Annotated in this window: 14 protein-coding genes; 9 read left to right on the plus strand and 5 right to left on the minus strand. The window is 53.0% G+C overall.

Annotated features, from left to right (window positions below):
* Positions 1-103 precede the first annotated feature (103 nt).
* On the plus strand, positions 104-1,354 hold the full coding sequence (gene entS, locus BEG40_RS00805; protein WP_105284717.1) for an enterobactin transporter EntS: 1,251 nt from the start codon (positions 104-106) through the stop codon (positions 1,352-1,354).
* Between the two features lie 80 nt (positions 1,355-1,434).
* Here the strand turns inward: entS and fepB are convergent, their stop codons facing one another.
* A complete protein-coding gene (fepB, locus tag BEG40_RS00810; protein WP_001234321.1) occupies positions 1,435-2,400 on the minus strand; it encodes a Fe2+-enterobactin ABC transporter substrate-binding protein in 966 nt (321 codons plus the stop codon).
* 188 nt (positions 2,401-2,588) lie between these two features.
* Here fepB and entC point away from each other — a divergent pair, with 188 nt between their 5' ends.
* From entC to BEG40_RS00845, 7 genes are all read left to right on the plus strand, one after another.
* Positions 2,589-3,764, plus strand: coding sequence for an isochorismate synthase EntC (gene entC, locus BEG40_RS00815; RefSeq protein ID WP_105284718.1), 1,176 nt, complete (start codon positions 2,589-2,591; stop codon positions 3,762-3,764).
* A gap of 9 nt (positions 3,765-3,773) precedes the next feature.
* Entirely contained in the window at positions 3,774-5,384 is a 1,611-nt protein-coding gene (entE, locus tag BEG40_RS00820; protein WP_105284719.1) for a (2,3-dihydroxybenzoyl)adenylate synthase EntE, read from the plus strand.
* Between the two features lie 13 nt (positions 5,385-5,397).
* Positions 5,398-6,255, plus strand: a complete 858-nt coding sequence (entB, locus tag BEG40_RS00825) for an enterobactin biosynthesis bifunctional isochorismatase/aryl carrier protein EntB (protein ID WP_001007144.1) — start codon at positions 5,398-5,400, stop codon at positions 6,253-6,255.
* Positions 6,255-7,001 (plus strand): 2,3-dihydro-2,3-dihydroxybenzoate dehydrogenase EntA, encoded by a 747-nt coding sequence (entA, locus tag BEG40_RS00830; protein ID WP_105284720.1) that lies wholly within the window; start codon positions 6,255-6,257, stop codon positions 6,999-7,001. The genes entB and entA overlap by 1 nt, the downstream gene beginning before the upstream one ends.
* A 2-nt stretch (positions 7,002-7,003) precedes the next feature.
* Positions 7,004-7,417 (plus strand): proofreading thioesterase EntH, encoded by a 414-nt coding sequence (gene entH, locus BEG40_RS00835; protein ID WP_105284721.1) that lies wholly within the window; start codon positions 7,004-7,006, stop codon positions 7,415-7,417.
* 180 nt (positions 7,418-7,597) lie between these two features.
* The gene (cstA, locus tag BEG40_RS00840) at positions 7,598-9,703 is read left to right on the plus strand and encodes a pyruvate/proton symporter CstA (protein WP_001043161.1); all 2,106 of its coding nucleotides are present in this window, start codon (positions 7,598-7,600) and stop codon (positions 9,701-9,703) included.
* A gap of 142 nt (positions 9,704-9,845) precedes the next feature.
* Positions 9,846-10,043 (plus strand): YbdD/YjiX family protein, encoded by a 198-nt coding sequence (locus tag BEG40_RS00845; protein WP_000460431.1) that lies wholly within the window; start codon positions 9,846-9,848, stop codon positions 10,041-10,043.
* A 9-nt stretch (positions 10,044-10,052) separates the two neighbouring features.
* Here BEG40_RS00845 and hcxA read toward each other — a convergent pair whose 3' ends face one another.
* Positions 10,053-11,141 carry a hydroxycarboxylate dehydrogenase HcxA gene (gene hcxA, locus BEG40_RS00850; protein WP_105284722.1) on the minus strand — a complete coding sequence of 363 codons (1,089 nt, stop codon included), beginning with the start codon at positions 11,139-11,141 and terminating at the stop codon, positions 10,053-10,055.
* Between the two features lie 108 nt (positions 11,142-11,249).
* Here hcxA and ybdL point away from each other — a divergent pair, with 108 nt between their 5' ends.
* Positions 11,250-12,410, plus strand: a complete 1,161-nt coding sequence (gene ybdL / locus BEG40_RS00855) for a methionine-oxo-acid transaminase (RefSeq protein WP_105284723.1) — start codon at positions 11,250-11,252, stop codon at positions 12,408-12,410.
* Here ybdL and BEG40_RS00860 read toward each other — a convergent pair whose 3' ends face one another.
* The 3 genes from BEG40_RS00860 to citR form a co-directional block, all read right to left on the minus strand.
* On the minus strand, positions 12,411-13,040 hold the full coding sequence (locus tag BEG40_RS00860; protein ID WP_000528560.1) for an IbrB-like domain-containing protein: 630 nt from the start codon (positions 13,038-13,040) through the stop codon (positions 12,411-12,413). It lies immediately after the preceding gene.
* Entirely contained in the window at positions 13,013-14,233 is a 1,221-nt protein-coding gene (locus BEG40_RS00865) for a phosphoadenosine phosphosulfate reductase (RefSeq protein WP_000029786.1), read from the minus strand. The genes BEG40_RS00860 and BEG40_RS00865 overlap by 28 nt, the downstream gene beginning before the upstream one ends.
* A 140-nt stretch (positions 14,234-14,373) precedes the next feature.
* Positions 14,374-15,279 carry a DNA-binding transcriptional repressor CitR gene (gene citR, locus BEG40_RS00870; protein WP_000002458.1) on the minus strand — a complete coding sequence of 302 codons (906 nt, stop codon included), beginning with the start codon at positions 15,277-15,279 and terminating at the stop codon, positions 14,374-14,376.
* Between the last annotated feature and the right edge of the window lie 37 nt (positions 15,280-15,316).

Below are 15,316 nucleotides of genomic sequence, written 5' to 3' on the forward strand. Positions count from 1 at the left end.
TCCATGATAATGAAATTAATTATCGTTATCGATCTTATTTGGATATGTTAGCATGTGCAGCCTAAGAATAGGTATTTAAAATATTTGATGGCAAGGCATTGTAATGAATAAACAATCCTGGCTGCTTAACCTCAGCCTGTTGAAAACGCACCCGGCGTTTCGCGCAGTATTCCTCGCTCGTTTTATCTCTATTGTTTCTCTGGGTTTGCTCGGCGTCGCGGTGCCGGTGCAGATCCAGATGATGACGCATTCTACCTGGCAGGTGGGGCTTTCGGTGACGCTCACCGGCGGCGCGATGTTTGTTGGCCTGATGGTCGGCGGTGTGCTGGCGGATCGCTATGAGCGCAAAAAAGTAATTTTGCTGGCGCGCGGCACCTGTGGCATTGGCTTCATTGGACTGTGCCTGAACGTGCTGCTGCCGGAGCCGTCATTGCTGGCAATCTATTTACTTGGTTTATGGGATGGTTTTTTCGCATCGCTTGGCGTTACGGCGCTACTGGCGGCGACACCAGCACTGGTAGGACGTGAAAACTTAATGCAGGCCGGGGCGATCACCATGTTGACCGTGCGTCTGGGGTCGGTGATTTCGCCCATGATTGGCGGTTTATTGCTGGCGACTGGCGGCGTAGCCTGGAACTACGGGCTGGCGGCGGCGGGCACGTTTATTACCTTGCTACCGTTGTTAAGCCTTCCGGCGTTGCCACCGCCACCGCAGCCGCGTGAGCATCCGTTAAAATCATTACTGGCAGGATTTCGTTTTCTGCTCGCCAGCCCGCTGGTAGGAGGGATTGCGCTGCTGGGTGGTTTATTGACGATGGCGAGCGCGGTGCGGGTACTGTATCCGGCGCTGGCTGACAACTGGCAGATGTCGGCGGCACAGATTGGTTTTCTCTATGCGGCGATCCCGCTCGGTGCGGCTATTGGCGCGTTAACCAGCGGGAAGCTGGCACATAGCGCGCGACCAGGGTTATTGATGCTGCTCTCCACGCTGGGATCGTTCCTCGCCATTGGTCTGTTTGGCCTGATGCCGATGTGGATTTTAGGCGTGGTTTGTCTGGCGCTGTTCGGCTGGCTGAGCGCGGTTAGTTCGTTGCTGCAATATACAATGCTGCAAACGCAAACCCCGGAAGCAATGTTAGGGCGGATTAACGGTTTGTGGACGGCGCAGAACGTGACGGGCGATGCCATAGGCGCGGCGCTGCTGGGCGGTCTGGGGGCGATGATGACACCGGTGGCCTCCGCAAGCGTGAGCGGTTTTGGTTTGTTGATTATCGGCGTGTTGTTGTTGCTGGTGCTGGTGGAGTTGCGACGTTTTCGCCAGACGCCGCCACAAGCGGCAGCGTCTGAGAATTAGTTAAAGGTGCATTTTCCCCTCACCCTAACCCTCTCCCCGGAGGGGAGAGGGGACTGTTAGTGCTCTAATTGTATGTTTTATCAATCTTTTTTAAACAGTGAATTAAGCCCATCCAGCACTTGCATGGCGCTGTAGTAATCCAGACGGAACGTCTCGGTTCCCAGCGCATAAACCTGCTTGTTTTGTACTGCAGGCAGGTGCGCGAGCAGCGGATTGGCATAAATAGCATCGGCGTCTTTCTGATCACCGGCGAACAGGAATAGTGACTCGCCATTTAACCCTGCCGCCAGATTTTCCCCACCAAGCTGAATGATGTCATGGCGTTTGCCCTGGCTTTGGCTGGCGTTTAACCCTGCGGGCAACTTCGCCAGCGTAAAGCCGAGTTGTTCCAGCATCTGCCCTTGTGCTGATTCCGGCGTCCAGAGATTAGCACTGTGCGCGGCAGCAGTATAAACAATGGCAGTGACTGGCTGCGGCGGTAATTTGATTTGCTCTTTCGCCGCCGTCAGTTGCTTATCAAACTGTGCAATCCGCTCTGCCGCTTGTTTCTCATGTCCGGTAATTTCGCCAAGCTGCGTTAACAGCGACTGCCAGCTTTTGTCGTCGTAATTGATGATTAACGTCGGGGCGATGGTGGAAAGCTGATCGTACAGCGCCAGCGCCGAATCGCCGCCGGTCGCGCTAATTAAAATCAGATCCGGCATTTGCGCGGCAACGGCTTCGGCACTCGGTTCGCCGATATAGAGGCGTTGCAGTTTGCGTTCTTTCGCCACCTTGCTCCACTGGCGTAAAAAGCCCTGGTCATCCGCGACGCGGTTATTCGGCGTGGTCGCGCCGCTGGCGATCACCGGGGCGTCTATTGCCAGCAGTGAGCCGGTCAGGGTGACGCTGGTGGAAACAATACGCTGCGGTTGGCTTTCCAGGGTATGAGTGCCACGACTGTCAGTAATCTGACGCGGCCAGTCGGCAGCCTGAACTGCGGCTATTCCTGAAAGCAAAAGTCCTGTTAATAGAAGGGCGTTGCGGTAGAGCGGGGCGAGTCTCACGAATCAGCTTCCTGTTATTAATGAAGTTAATGCTTCTCATTTTCATTGTAACGACAAGCAGATGCAACCCCGAGTTGCAGATTGCGTTACCTCAAGAGTTGACATAGTGCGCGTTTGCTTTTAGGTTAGCGACCGAAAATATAAATGATAATCATTATTAAAGCCTTTATCATTTTATGGAGGATGATATGGATACGTCACTGGCTGAGGAAGTACAGCAGACCATGGCAACACTTGCGCCCAATCGCTTTTTCTTTATGTCGCCGTACCGCAGTTTTACGACGTCAGGATGTTTCGCCCGCTTCGATGAACCGGCTGTGAACGGGGATTCACCCGACAGTCCCTTCCAGCAAAAACTCGCCGCGCTGTTTGCCGATGCCAAAGCGCAGGGCATCAAAAATCCAGTGATGGTCGGGGCGATTCCCTTCGATCCACGTCAGCCTTCGTCGCTGTATATTCCTGAATCCTGGCAGTCGTTCTCCCGTCAGGAAAAACAAGCTTCCGCACGCCGCTTCACTCGCAGCCAGTCGCTGAACGTGGTGGAACGCCAGGCAATTCCGCAACAAACCACGTTTGAACAGATGGTTGCCCGCGCCGCCGCACTTACCGCCACGCCGCAGGTCGACAAAGTTGTGTTATCACGGTTGATTGATATCACCACCGACGCCGCCATTGACAGCGGTGTACTGCTGGAGCGGTTGATCGCGCAAAACCCGGTTAGTTACAACTTCCATGTCCCGCTGTCCGATGGTGGCGTTCTGCTCGGTGCCAGCCCGGAACTGCTGCTGCGCAAAGACGGCGAGCGTTTTAGCTCCATTCCGTTAGCCGGTTCCGCGCGCCGTCAGCCGGATGAAGTGCTGGACAGAGAAGCGGGAAATCGACTGCTGGCGTCGGAAAAAGATCGCCATGAACATGAACTGGTGACCCAGGCGATGAAAGAGGTGCTACGCGAGCGCAGCAGTGAGTTACACGTTCCTTCCTCTCCACAACTGATCACCACGCCGACGCTGTGGCATCTCGCAACACCCTTTGAAGGTAAAGCGAATTCGCAAGAAAACGCACTGACTCTGGCCTGTCTGCTGCATCCGACCCCCGCGCTGAGCGGTTTCCCGCATCAGGCCGCGACCCAGGTTATTGCTGAACTGGAGCCGTTCGACCGCGAACTGTTTGGCGGCATTGTTGGCTGGTGCGACAGCGAAGGTAACGGCGAGTGGGTGGTGACCATCCGCTGCGCAAAATTGCGGAAAAATCAGGTGCGCCTGTTTGCCGGAGCGGGGATTGTGCCTGCGTCATCACCACTTAGCGAATGGCGCGAAACCGGTGTCAAACTTTCTACCATGTTGAACGTTTTTGGATTGCATTAAGGAGCGAGGATGAGCATCCCATTCACCCGCTGGCCGGAAGAGTTTGCCCGTCGCTATCGGGAAAAAGGCTACTGGCAGGATTTGCCGCTGACCGACATTTTGACCCGCCACGCCGCGAGTGACAGCATCGCGGTTATCGACGGCGAGCGGCAGTTGAGTTATCGGGAACTGAATCAGGCGGCGGATAATCTCGCCTGTAGCCTGCGCCGTCAGGGAATTAAATCGGGCGAAACCGCGCTGGTACAGTTGGGTAACGTCGCTGAACTGTACATTACCTTTTTTGCGCTGCTGAAACTGGGCGTTGCGCCGGTGCTGGCGCTGTTCAGCCATCAGCGTAGTGAACTGAACGCCTATGCCAGCCAGATTGAACCGGCGTTACTGATTGCCGATCGCCAACATGCGCTGTTTAGCGGGGATGATTTCCTCAATACTTTCGTCACAGACCATTCCTCCATTCGTGTGGTGCAACTGCATAACGACAGCGGCGAGCACAATTTGCAGGATGCGATTACCCATCCGGCAGACGATTTTACTGCCACGCCGTCACCTGCCGATGAAGTGGCCTATTTCCAGCTTTCCGGCGGCACCACCGGCACACCGAAACTGATCCCGCGTACCCACAATGACTATTACTACAGCGTGCGCCGTAGCGTCGAAATTTGTCAGTTCACGCAGCAGACACGCTACCTGTGCGCGATTCCGGCGGCGCACAACTACGCCATGAGCTCGCCGGGATCGCTGGGCGTATTTCTCGCTGGCGGCACTGTCGTTCTGGCAGCCGATCCCAGCGCCACGCTCTGCTTCCCATTGATTGCAAAACATCTGGTCAACGTCACCGCGCTGGTGCCGCCGGCGGTAAGCCTGTGGTTGCAGGCGCTGACCGAAGGTGAAAGCAGGGCGCAGCTTGCCTCGCTAAAACTGTTACAGGTCGGTGGCGCGCGTCTTTCTGCCACGCTTGCGGCGCGTATTCCTGCTGAGATTGGCTGCCAGTTGCAGCAGGTGTTCGGCATGGCGGAAGGGCTGGTGAACTACACCCGACTTGATGATAGCGCGGAGAAAATTATCCATACCCAGGGCTACCCAATGTGTCCGGATGATGAAGTGTGGGTCGCCGATGCTGAGGGAAATCCACTGCCGCAAGGGGAAGTTGGACGCCTGATGACGCGCGGACCGTACACCTTCCGTGGCTATTACAAAAGCCCGCAGCACAATGCCAGCGCCTTTGATGCCAACGGTTTTTACTGTTCCGGCGATCTGATCTCCATTGATCCAGACGGTTACATCACCGTGCAGGGGCGCGAGAAAGATCAGATCAACCGTGGCGGCGAGAAGATCGCTGCCGAAGAGATCGAAAACCTGCTGCTGCGCCATCCGGCGGTGATCTACGCCGCACTGGTGAGCATGGAAGATGAGCTGATGGGCGAAAAAAGCTGCGCTTATCTGGTGGTGAAAGAGCCGCTGCGTGCAGTGCAGGTGCGTCGTTTCCTGCGTGAGCAGGGTATTGCCGAATTTAAATTACCGGATCGCGTGGAGTGTGTGGATTCACTTCCGCTGACGGCGGTCGGGAAAGTCGATAAAAAACAATTACGTCAGTGGCTGGCGTCACGCGCATCAGCCTGAAGGAGAGAACACGATGGCTATTCCAAAATTACAGGCTTACGCACTGCCGGAGTCTCACGATATTCCGCAGAATAAAGTTGACTGGGCCTTTGAACCGCAACGCGCCGCGCTGTTAATCCATGATATGCAGGATTATTTCGTCAGCTTCTGGGGCGAGAACTGCCCGATGATGGAACAGGTGATCGCGAATATTGCGGCGCTGCGTGACTACTGCAAACAGCACAATATTCCGGTTTATTACACCGCGCAGCCGAAAGAGCAGAGTGATGAAGATCGGGCGCTGCTGAATGATATGTGGGGGCCGGGCCTGACCCGTTCGCCGGAACAGCAAAAGGTGGTGGATCGCCTGACGCCGGATGCCGACGATACGGTGCTGGTGAAGTGGCGCTACAGCGCGTTTCATCGTTCTCCGCTGGAGCAAATGTTGAAAGAGAGCGGACGTAACCAACTGATTATCACCGGGGTGTACGCGCATATTGGCTGCATGACCACCGCGACCGACGCGTTTATGCGTGATATCAAGCCGTTTATGGTGGCGGATGCGCTGGCCGATTTCAGCCGTGACGAGCATTTGATGTCGCTGAAATATGTTGCCGGGCGTTCTGGTCGGGTGGTGATGACCGAGGAACTGCTGCCGACGCCAATTCCCGCCAGCAAAGCGGCGCTGCGAGAGGTGATCCTGCCGCTGCTGGACGAATCCGATGAGCCGTTCGATGACGACAACCTGATCGACTACGGTCTGGATTCGGTGCGCATGATGGCGTTGGCGGCGCGCTGGCGCAAAGTGCATGGCGATATCGATTTTGTCATGCTGGCGAAAAACCCGACCATCGACGCCTGGTGGAAACTGCTCTCACGCGAGGTGAAATAATGGATTTCAGCGGCAAAAATGTCTGGGTTACCGGCGCGGGTAAAGGTATCGGTTACGCCACGGCGCTGGCGTTTGTTGACGCGGGTGCGAAAGTTACAGGTTTTGATCAAGCGTTCACTCAGGAGCAATATCCCTTTGCGACCGAAGTGATGGATGTAGCCGACGCCGGGCAGGTGGCGCAGGTATGTCAGCGATTGTTAGCTGAAACGGAGCGACTGGACGTGCTGGTCAATGCGGCGGGAATTTTACGCATGGGCGCGACCGATCAGCTCAGCAAAGAAGACTGGCAGCAGACCTTTGCGGTCAACGTTGGCGGCGCATTTAACCTGTTTCAGCAAACCATGAACCAGTTTCGCCGTCAGCGGGGCGGGGCGATTGTTACGGTAGCGTCCGACGCTGCACATACGCCGCGTATTGGTATGAGTGCTTACGGTGCGTCGAAAGCGGCGCTGAAAAGCCTGGCGTTGAGCGTCGGGCTGGAACTGGCGGGTAGCGGCGTGCGCTGTAACGTGGTTTCGCCCGGCTCCACCGACACCGATATGCAACGCACGCTGTGGGTGAGCGATGACGCCGAAGAGCTGCGTATTCGCGGCTTTGGCGAGCAGTTTAAGCTCGGCATTCCGCTGGGGAAAATTGCCCGTCCGCAGGAGATCGCCAACACGATTTTGTTCCTCGCCTCTGACCTCGCCAGCCATATCACGCTACAGGATATCGTGGTGGATGGCGGCTCAACGCTGGGAGCATAAGCATGATCTGGAAACGCCATTTAACGCTCGACGAACTCAACGCCACCAGCGACAACACAATGGTGGCGCATCTGGGAATTGTTTATACCCGCCTGGGCGATGATGTGCTGGAAGCCGAAATGCCGGTTGATACCCGTACTCATCAGCCGTTTGGCCTGCTGCATGGCGGTGCGTCGGCGGCGCTGGCGGAAACGCTGGGATCGATGTCCGGATTTATGATGACTCGCGACGGTCAGTGCGTGGTAGGCACGGAACTGAACGCCACGCATCATCGCCCGGTGTCTGAGGGAAAGGTGCGCGGTGTTTGCCAGCCGCTACATCTTGGACGGCAAAATCAGAGCTGGGAAATCGTCGTTTTTGATGAACAGGGGCGGCGTTGCTGCACTTGTCGGCTGGGCACGGCAGTTTTGGGATGAACCCGACAGAATTAAATGAGATTGCAGGAAAACTCGGTTAACGGAGTGATCGAGTTAACATTGTTAAGTTAATTATTGGTTTTAACTCTTATTTGTTTGGTTATCGCGTTGTTAAATTCCGCAAAGATGTTATAGAAACAAAATGTAACATCTCTATGGACACGCACACGGATAACAATTATGAACAAATCAGGGAAATACCTCGTCTGGACAGTGCTCTCTGTAATGGGAGCATTTGCTCTGGGATACATTGCTTTAAATCGTGGGGAACAGATCAACGCACTGTGGATTGTGGTGGCGTCGGTCTGTATCTATCTGATCGCTTATCGTTTTTATGGTCTGTATATCGCCAAAAATGTGCTGGCGGTTGACCCGACGCGTATGACGCCAGCGGTGCGCCATAACGACGGGCTGGACTATGTGCCGACGGACAAGAAAGTGCTGTTCGGTCACCATTTTGCGGCCATTGCCGGCGCAGGCCCGCTGGTGGGGCCGGTGCTGGCAGCGCAAATGGGCTACCTGCCGGGGATGATCTGGCTGCTTGCCGGGGTGGTTCTCGCCGGTGCGGTACAGGATTTCATGGTGCTGTTTGTTTCCACGCGCCGTGACGGTCGCTCGCTGGGTGAGCTGGTCAAAGAAGAGATGGGGCCAACCGCCGGGGTGATTGCGCTGGTAGCCTGCTTTATGATCATGGTCATTATCCTTGCAGTGCTGGCGATGATTGTGGTGAAAGCCCTGACTCATAGCCCGTGGGGAACGTATACCGTTGCGTTCACCATTCCGCTGGCGCTGTTCATGGGGATCTACCTGCGCTACCTGCGTCCTGGTCGCATTGGGGAAGTGTCGGTGATTGGCCTGGTGTTCCTGATTTTCGCCATTATCTCTGGCGGCTGGGTGGCAGAAAGCCCGACCTGGGCGCCGTACTTTGACTTTACCGGTGTGCAGTTGACCTGGATGCTGGTGGGTTACGGTTTTGTGGCGGCGGTGCTGCCCGTATGGCTGCTGCTGGCTCCGCGTGACTACCTTTCTACCTTCCTGAAAATCGGGACTATCGTCGGTCTGGCGGTAGGCATTTTGATCATGCGCCCGACGCTGACTATGCCTGCGCTGACCAAATTTGTCGATGGCACAGGCCCGGTATGGACCGGTAACCTGTTCCCGTTCCTGTTTATCACCATCGCCTGTGGTGCGGTGTCTGGCTTCCATGCGCTGATCTCTTCCGGCACTACGCCGAAGATGCTGGCAAACGAAGGGCAGGCGTGTTTTATCGGCTACGGTGGGATGTTAATGGAATCCTTCGTGGCGATTATGGCGCTGGTTTCTGCCTGTATCATCGATCCGGGCGTGTACTTCGCTATGAACAGTCCGATGGCGGTGCTGGCTCCGGCGGGTACGACGGATGTGGTTGCTTCTGCGGCGCAGGTGGTGAGTAGCTGGGGCTTTGCGATAACCCCGGATACGTTAAATCAGATTGCCAGCGAAGTCGGTGAACAGTCGATCATTTCCCGTGCGGGTGGTGCACCAACGCTGGCGGTGGGGATGGCCTACATTCTGCACGGCGCGCTGGGCGGCATGATGGATGTGGCGTTCTGGTATCACTTCGCCATTTTGTTTGAAGCACTGTTTATTTTGACGGCGGTAGATGCGGGTACGCGTGCTGCGCGCTTTATGTTGCAGGATTTGCTGGGTGTGGTTTCTCCGGGTCTGAAACGGACGGATTCTCTGCCTGCGAACCTGCTGGCAACGGCGCTGTGTGTGCTGGCTTGGGGTTACTTCCTGCATCAGGGCGTAGTCGATCCGCTGGGCGGTATTAACACTCTGTGGCCGCTGTTTGGTATTGCCAACCAGATGCTGGCAGGGATGGCGCTGATGCTCTGTGCCGTAGTACTGTTCAAAATGAAACGTCAACGTTACGCCTGGGTGGCGCTGGTGCCAACGGCCTGGCTGCTGATTTGTACCCTGACCGCAGGCTGGCAGAAAGCGTTTAGCCCGGATGCGAAAGTCGGCTTCCTGGCCATTGCCAATAAGTTCCAGGCAATGATCGACAGCGGCAACATTCCGTCGCAGTATACCGAGTCACAACTGGCGCAACTGGTTTTCAACAACCGTCTGGATGCCGGATTGACCATCTTCTTTATGGTAGTTGTGGTGGTTCTGGCGCTGTTCTCAATTAAGACGGCGCTGGCGGCATTGAAAGAGCCGAAGCCAACGGCGAAAGAAACGCCGTATGAGCCGATGCCAGAAAATGTCGAGGAGATCGTGGCGCAGGCAAAAGGCGCGCACTAAAGTCAGAGTGAGGGGGAATGTTGGTATAGTGCCGATGCTTCCCCTTCACCCTAACCCTCTCCCCGGTGGGGCGAGGGGACTGACCGAGCGCGTTGATAGCTATTAATGCACTCTCTCAGCAACCTGTTTACCGGAGGTATTGATGTTTGATTCACTGGCAAAAGCCGGAAAATATTTAGGTCAGGCGGCGAAGCTGATGATTGGGATGCCTGATTACGACAACTATGTCGAACATATGCGGGTTAATCATCCCGATCAGACGCCGATGACCTATGAAGAGTTTTTCCGCGAGCGGCAGGACGCGCGCTACGGTGGGAAAGGCGGCGCGCGCTGCTGCTAAATTTGTTCGTCAGGCTTTAAATGATTCCACTTTTTCCAACGCTGCCCGCAATGTATCTGATGTCAGCGTAACAGGCAGATAATGAATGGACTCTACCGGACGCAAAGTATGGGCAATCACTTTGTCGATCTCCGCCTGATTATTGATATCCACATCCAGCTCCGCCAGCGTGGTCGGCAGATGAAAACGCTGATACGCCTTGGTTAATTGCGCCAGCACATCATCTTGCCCCAGCAAGGCGCTTTGCACCAGAATGCCGTAAGCGACTTTGGTGCCGTGGAGAAACTTCTCGGTTTGCGGCAGCACAGTCAGACCGTTATGTACGGCATGAGCCGCCGCCACACGCGTAAAACGATCGCCCAGACCGCCGACCATTCCGCCACCAGCGATAATGGCATCCACCACATCGCAAAATGATTGCGTTAACTGCTGATTTTGCTGATCGGCAAGCGCCTGTTCGCTACTGTTTAACAAGACGTCGCGAATGGCTTGCGCGTTATTAATCCCCAGACGCACGGTTAGCGGCAAGGTTTCTGGCTGCGGAGCCAGTACCACCGCTTCATACCATTTCGCCAGCGTGTCGCCGATCCCCGCCAGCAGATATTCTTGCGGCGCATTGAGGATAATCTCCGGTTCCACCAAAACCATAAAATTGGCGTCGTCGAAAATCTCATAATGCAGCGCCTGTCCGGCATCGTTATACCAGACGGAGAGCGGTGTCCAGGCGGCGCAAGTAGCGGCGATCGTTGGAACGGCAACAAACGGCAGACCGAGACGGCGGGCGAGGGCTTTCGCGGCGTCGAGCAGTGCGCCGCCACCGACGCCAATTACTACGCTGCGATCGTCACCAGACTGTGTCGCCAGTTGTTGCACATCGCTTTCGCTGCAATGACCGCGAAACAAAATATGCTTTGCTCCTGGCAGTTCAAACGCTAGTGGAAGTTTGGTTTGCGCCGCAGCAATGGCACGTTCACCATAAATCCACACAGCGCGAGAAAGCTGTTCAGTCGTGAAAAAATCATGCAGGTGATTGAGACTGCCGGGATGAGAAAAGTAGTTAGCCGGGCCGACGACGACGCGGATAGGATTGTGAGGCATGTTGTGTTGTCCTTATTGTTTTATTTAGACATCTAAACGTCTTGATTGCCAAATACTAGCATCGTGTTATAGTGCCTTCAATACGCAACTTCGTCAGGCACAATAAAAATGATAAATACCCCTCTGATTCCACAAAGCAAACTTCCACAACTTGGCACTACCATTTTCACCCAGATGAGTGCGCTGGCGCAGCAACACCAGGCGATTAACCTGTCGCAAGGCTTTCCTGATTTTGATGGTCCGCGCTATTTACAGGAGCGACTGGCGTATCACGTTGCCCAGGGCGCAAATCAATACGCGCCAATGACCGGCGTACAGGCATTGCGCGAGGCGATAGCTGAGAAAACAGCACGGCTGTATGGCTATCACCCGGATGCCGACAGCGATATCACCGTAACAGCAGGGGCGACGGAGGCGTTATACGCGGCGATTACCGCGCTGGTACGTAGTGGCGATGAAGTTATCTGTTTCGACCCCAGTTATGACAGTTATGCGCCTGCCATTGCGCTATCAGGTGGGATCGTGAAACGCATTGCGCTACAGCCGCCGCATTTTCGCGTTGACTGGCAAGAATTTGCTGCGCTATTGGGCGAGCGCACCCGGCTGGTGATCCTCAACACGCCGCATAATCCCAGCGCCACCGTCTGGCAGCAGGCTGATTTTGCCGCTTTGTGGCAGGCAATTGCCGATCGTGAGATTTTTGTCATTAGTGATGAAGTTTACGAGCACATCAACTTTTCACAGCCGGGTCATGCCAGCGTGCTGACGCATCCGCAATTGCGTGAGCGGGCGGTGGCGGTGTCATCGTTTGGTAAGACCTATCACATGACCGGCTGGAAAGTGGGGTATTGCGTTGCGCCAGCGCCCATCAGCGCCGAGATACGTAAGGTGCATCAGTATCTGACCTTTTCGGTCAACACCCCCGCACAACTGGCGCTTGCCGATATGTTGCGGGAAAACCCTGAACATTATCTTGCATTACCGGACTTTTATCGCCAGAAGCGCGATATTCTGGTGAACGCGTTAAGCGAGAGCCGGCTGGAGATTTTACCGTGTGAAGGCACATACTTTTTGCTGGTGGATTACAGCGCCGTGTCTACGCTGGATGATGTTGAGTTTTGCCAGTGGCTGACGCGGGAGCATGGCGTGGCGGCGATCCCGCTGTCGGTGTTTTGCGCCGATCCCTTCCCGCATAAACTGATTCGTCTCTGTTTTGCCAAGAAGGAATCGACGCTGCTGGCGGCGGCTGAACGCCTGCGCCAGCTTTAGTTATTTGACAGTCCAGGCGCGGGAATATTGACGGTCGGCAAACAGTTCTTGCAGGCCGTTAATTTGCTTCAGGCGCAACACTTCGTCGCTGTCCATTCCCAACTCTTTGCCGATTTTATTGTCGTCCCAACCTAACTGGCTGAGTTCACGAACAATTTCTGACATTGCCGTGACCTGGTGGCGACCGCGCGCCCGGTTGTGGCGAATAGTTGCAGCGATACGTTCGTTACGTGTTCCTTCCAGGCAGGTGACCGGTAAATACCCTTTTAATCGCAATTTTAACGTGTTAGAGCCTTTACCAATTTCATGACGGTGAAAACCATCAACAATTTCAAGTGTGCTGGCTCGTGTGTTGGTCACCACAATTGGCTGGGTAAAACCATCGACCTCAATTGATTTTTGCAGTAATCGTTTCTCTGGCGGCGCGACGTTATTCGGATTGTAATCATTGGGAGTGAGTTGGGTGTTCTTAACCCACAAAACACAATCTACCGGTTCGTCGCGAAATGGACTTACTTGATGGATCGCCGTTCTGATCTCATTGATCGCCTTAATGCGATCTTCTTCCGCCAGACTGGCGAGAAATTGAGTTAAATCCTGCGTTAATCGCTGCTGCATAGTATTCCCCATTCCTGACGTTTTCCTTTAATCCGTTCGTTATAACGTTGATAATTTTTGGCTTTTGTGGGGCTGAATGATAATGCCCGACACCAATAATCATTGTTGAGCAATACTTTGCAGATACGTCGCCAGGAAGGGACATCTTTTGAGCCAATATCTCCATGCTGTGTCTGAGGGATCTCGATGCCTTTTTTTTGATACCAGTGCAAATAAACAGCAATCTTATTGCGATAATGTTCAGCCGTTTTTTCCGGCATACTATTAAGCAGTAATAAGGCATATTCTTGCCAGTCTAAATGGTCGGGCTTAAGGATCTTCCTATGACCATAAAATTGATTGTCATGACCAGCGTAAATTCCACCGCTTTTTACGCCACTGACTCTGGCGCACATTGCGGCCCATCGGTCAGGTTCAAGAACATGATATAGCCATAAACCTTGCCGTTGCTCTGGACCAAAAGGTTCGCAGATTCGCATATGACGCAGAGGGACGCCAGCCTGGTACATCAGATTATACAAAGGGTTAGATAGAGTCTGGTGTTTAGCATACCAGGTCCAGATATCGGCCACCTTCCAGTCGTAAATGGGATAAATATACCAACAATGACCACCTGGTGCGGCGGTGGTCCACGGTTTATCGTCAGCAAAACGTTGTTTATTTAAGCTGGCAATGGCGACGAAACGATTATAAGACTCGTCGGCACGGATACCGACTAACATTGCGGCTGGACGATGTTGTGAAAACCATTCGGCAAATTCACGCACAAAATGTTCAAAGGTCATGCCTGATTGATAAAACGAGAAAAATGCCGGATCGGTTATTGCATCTTCTGGCGGTTGACGAACCCATTCAATATCAGGCTGCCAGCACTGCCATTCGGGTTGATATTGGGATAATGAATTTTGCGTTGTTAGCGGTAGTGCTACCCAATAAAACTCTTCGATAACATCGGCATACTGCTCACGTAGCGATTGAACATAGTCAATCGTACAAGAAAACTGAGCTTCCCAGTCGATAAACAGGACGTGTATTTTTTTTCCCATTTTTCTGGCCAGATCTGCGGTCAAATGGAGCATTAAGCCAGAATCTTTACCACCAGAAAAAGAGACGCATACGCGAGGCAGAGTATTAAGTGTCCAGGTGATACGGTCTTGTGCTGCTTCCAGGATATTGAGAGGTAGCGGGATTTTATAAATGGACATCTGAAGACGCTCTCTTAACGTGACCGTGAGAAAAGTGCGATAGTTTCCTGATTATAATATTAATAAATTAAAATGAGGTATCTTATTTTATATTCACATGCTGAATTTTTAAGACGAATATTATCCATGCCGGCAGATGTTTAACATAAGTTGTCATTCAAACGATCAATAAAACGAGAGAAACTCAGGTTGTTTAATGATGATTTATTATAGGAAATATAAAGTGTATTAGACGGTAGATTCTGTTCTATCTTTATTTGTTTTAATTGAAGGTTTTTTTGATAGCTACGATATAATTCGAAGGGCACAATGCCCAGTAAATCGGTAACCGCAATAGTATTGACAATAGTAAACAGTGAAGAGCTACGGAATGCTATTTTTCGGTTTGTAAGAATCGCTTCTATTTCCATCTGAAAATCTTCAAGGCCAGGTGCTTTCGATGTCAGAGAAGTGAACTCTTCATCAAGAATTTCTTCGCGGCTACTGTGTTCCGTTATTCTCGGATGGGATGCGCTACAGATAAGCGTGTTTCGTATCGACTGAAAAGGCATACAGCTTACCGAGCGACTGATGACCGGCATTAATGTGATGACCAGATCTGCTTTGCGATAAGTCAATAAATCTTCGGCGCTTTCTGCTGACATCATGATGTCATGATGTTCAATTTCTACGGCTGTATCTTGTCGCAGACATCCGATCAAGAGGCTACTGTTGGTTGAAGAGATGAGTTGCGGGCCATAAATAATAAATTTTTTCTTCAGTTCTGCTTTATTGACAATGTTGATTGTTTGCTCAAGGTTCTTGAGATTTTTCTCAAGGTGATGATGCAAATTTAACCCTGTCGTTGTTGGTGCAATACCTTTCCCGGAGCGAATAAATAAGGGGTCATTAAATTGTGCACGTAGACGTTGTAAAGACTGACTCACCGCAGAAGGGGTTATATATAACGATTCTGCGGCCTTGCTAATGCTAAGATGTTGGTATATGCATTCAAAAATGACAAGCAAGTTCAAATCGAATTTTTTTAAGTCGTAAAGATTAGCCATGATGCGCTCCATTCATATGCTTGTTCTCATAATATTC

The sequence above is a fragment of the Escherichia sp. MOD1-EC5495 genome, assembly GCF_002965965.1.
GTDB classification, from domain to species: Bacteria; Pseudomonadota; Gammaproteobacteria; order Enterobacterales; family Enterobacteriaceae; genus Escherichia; species Escherichia ruysiae.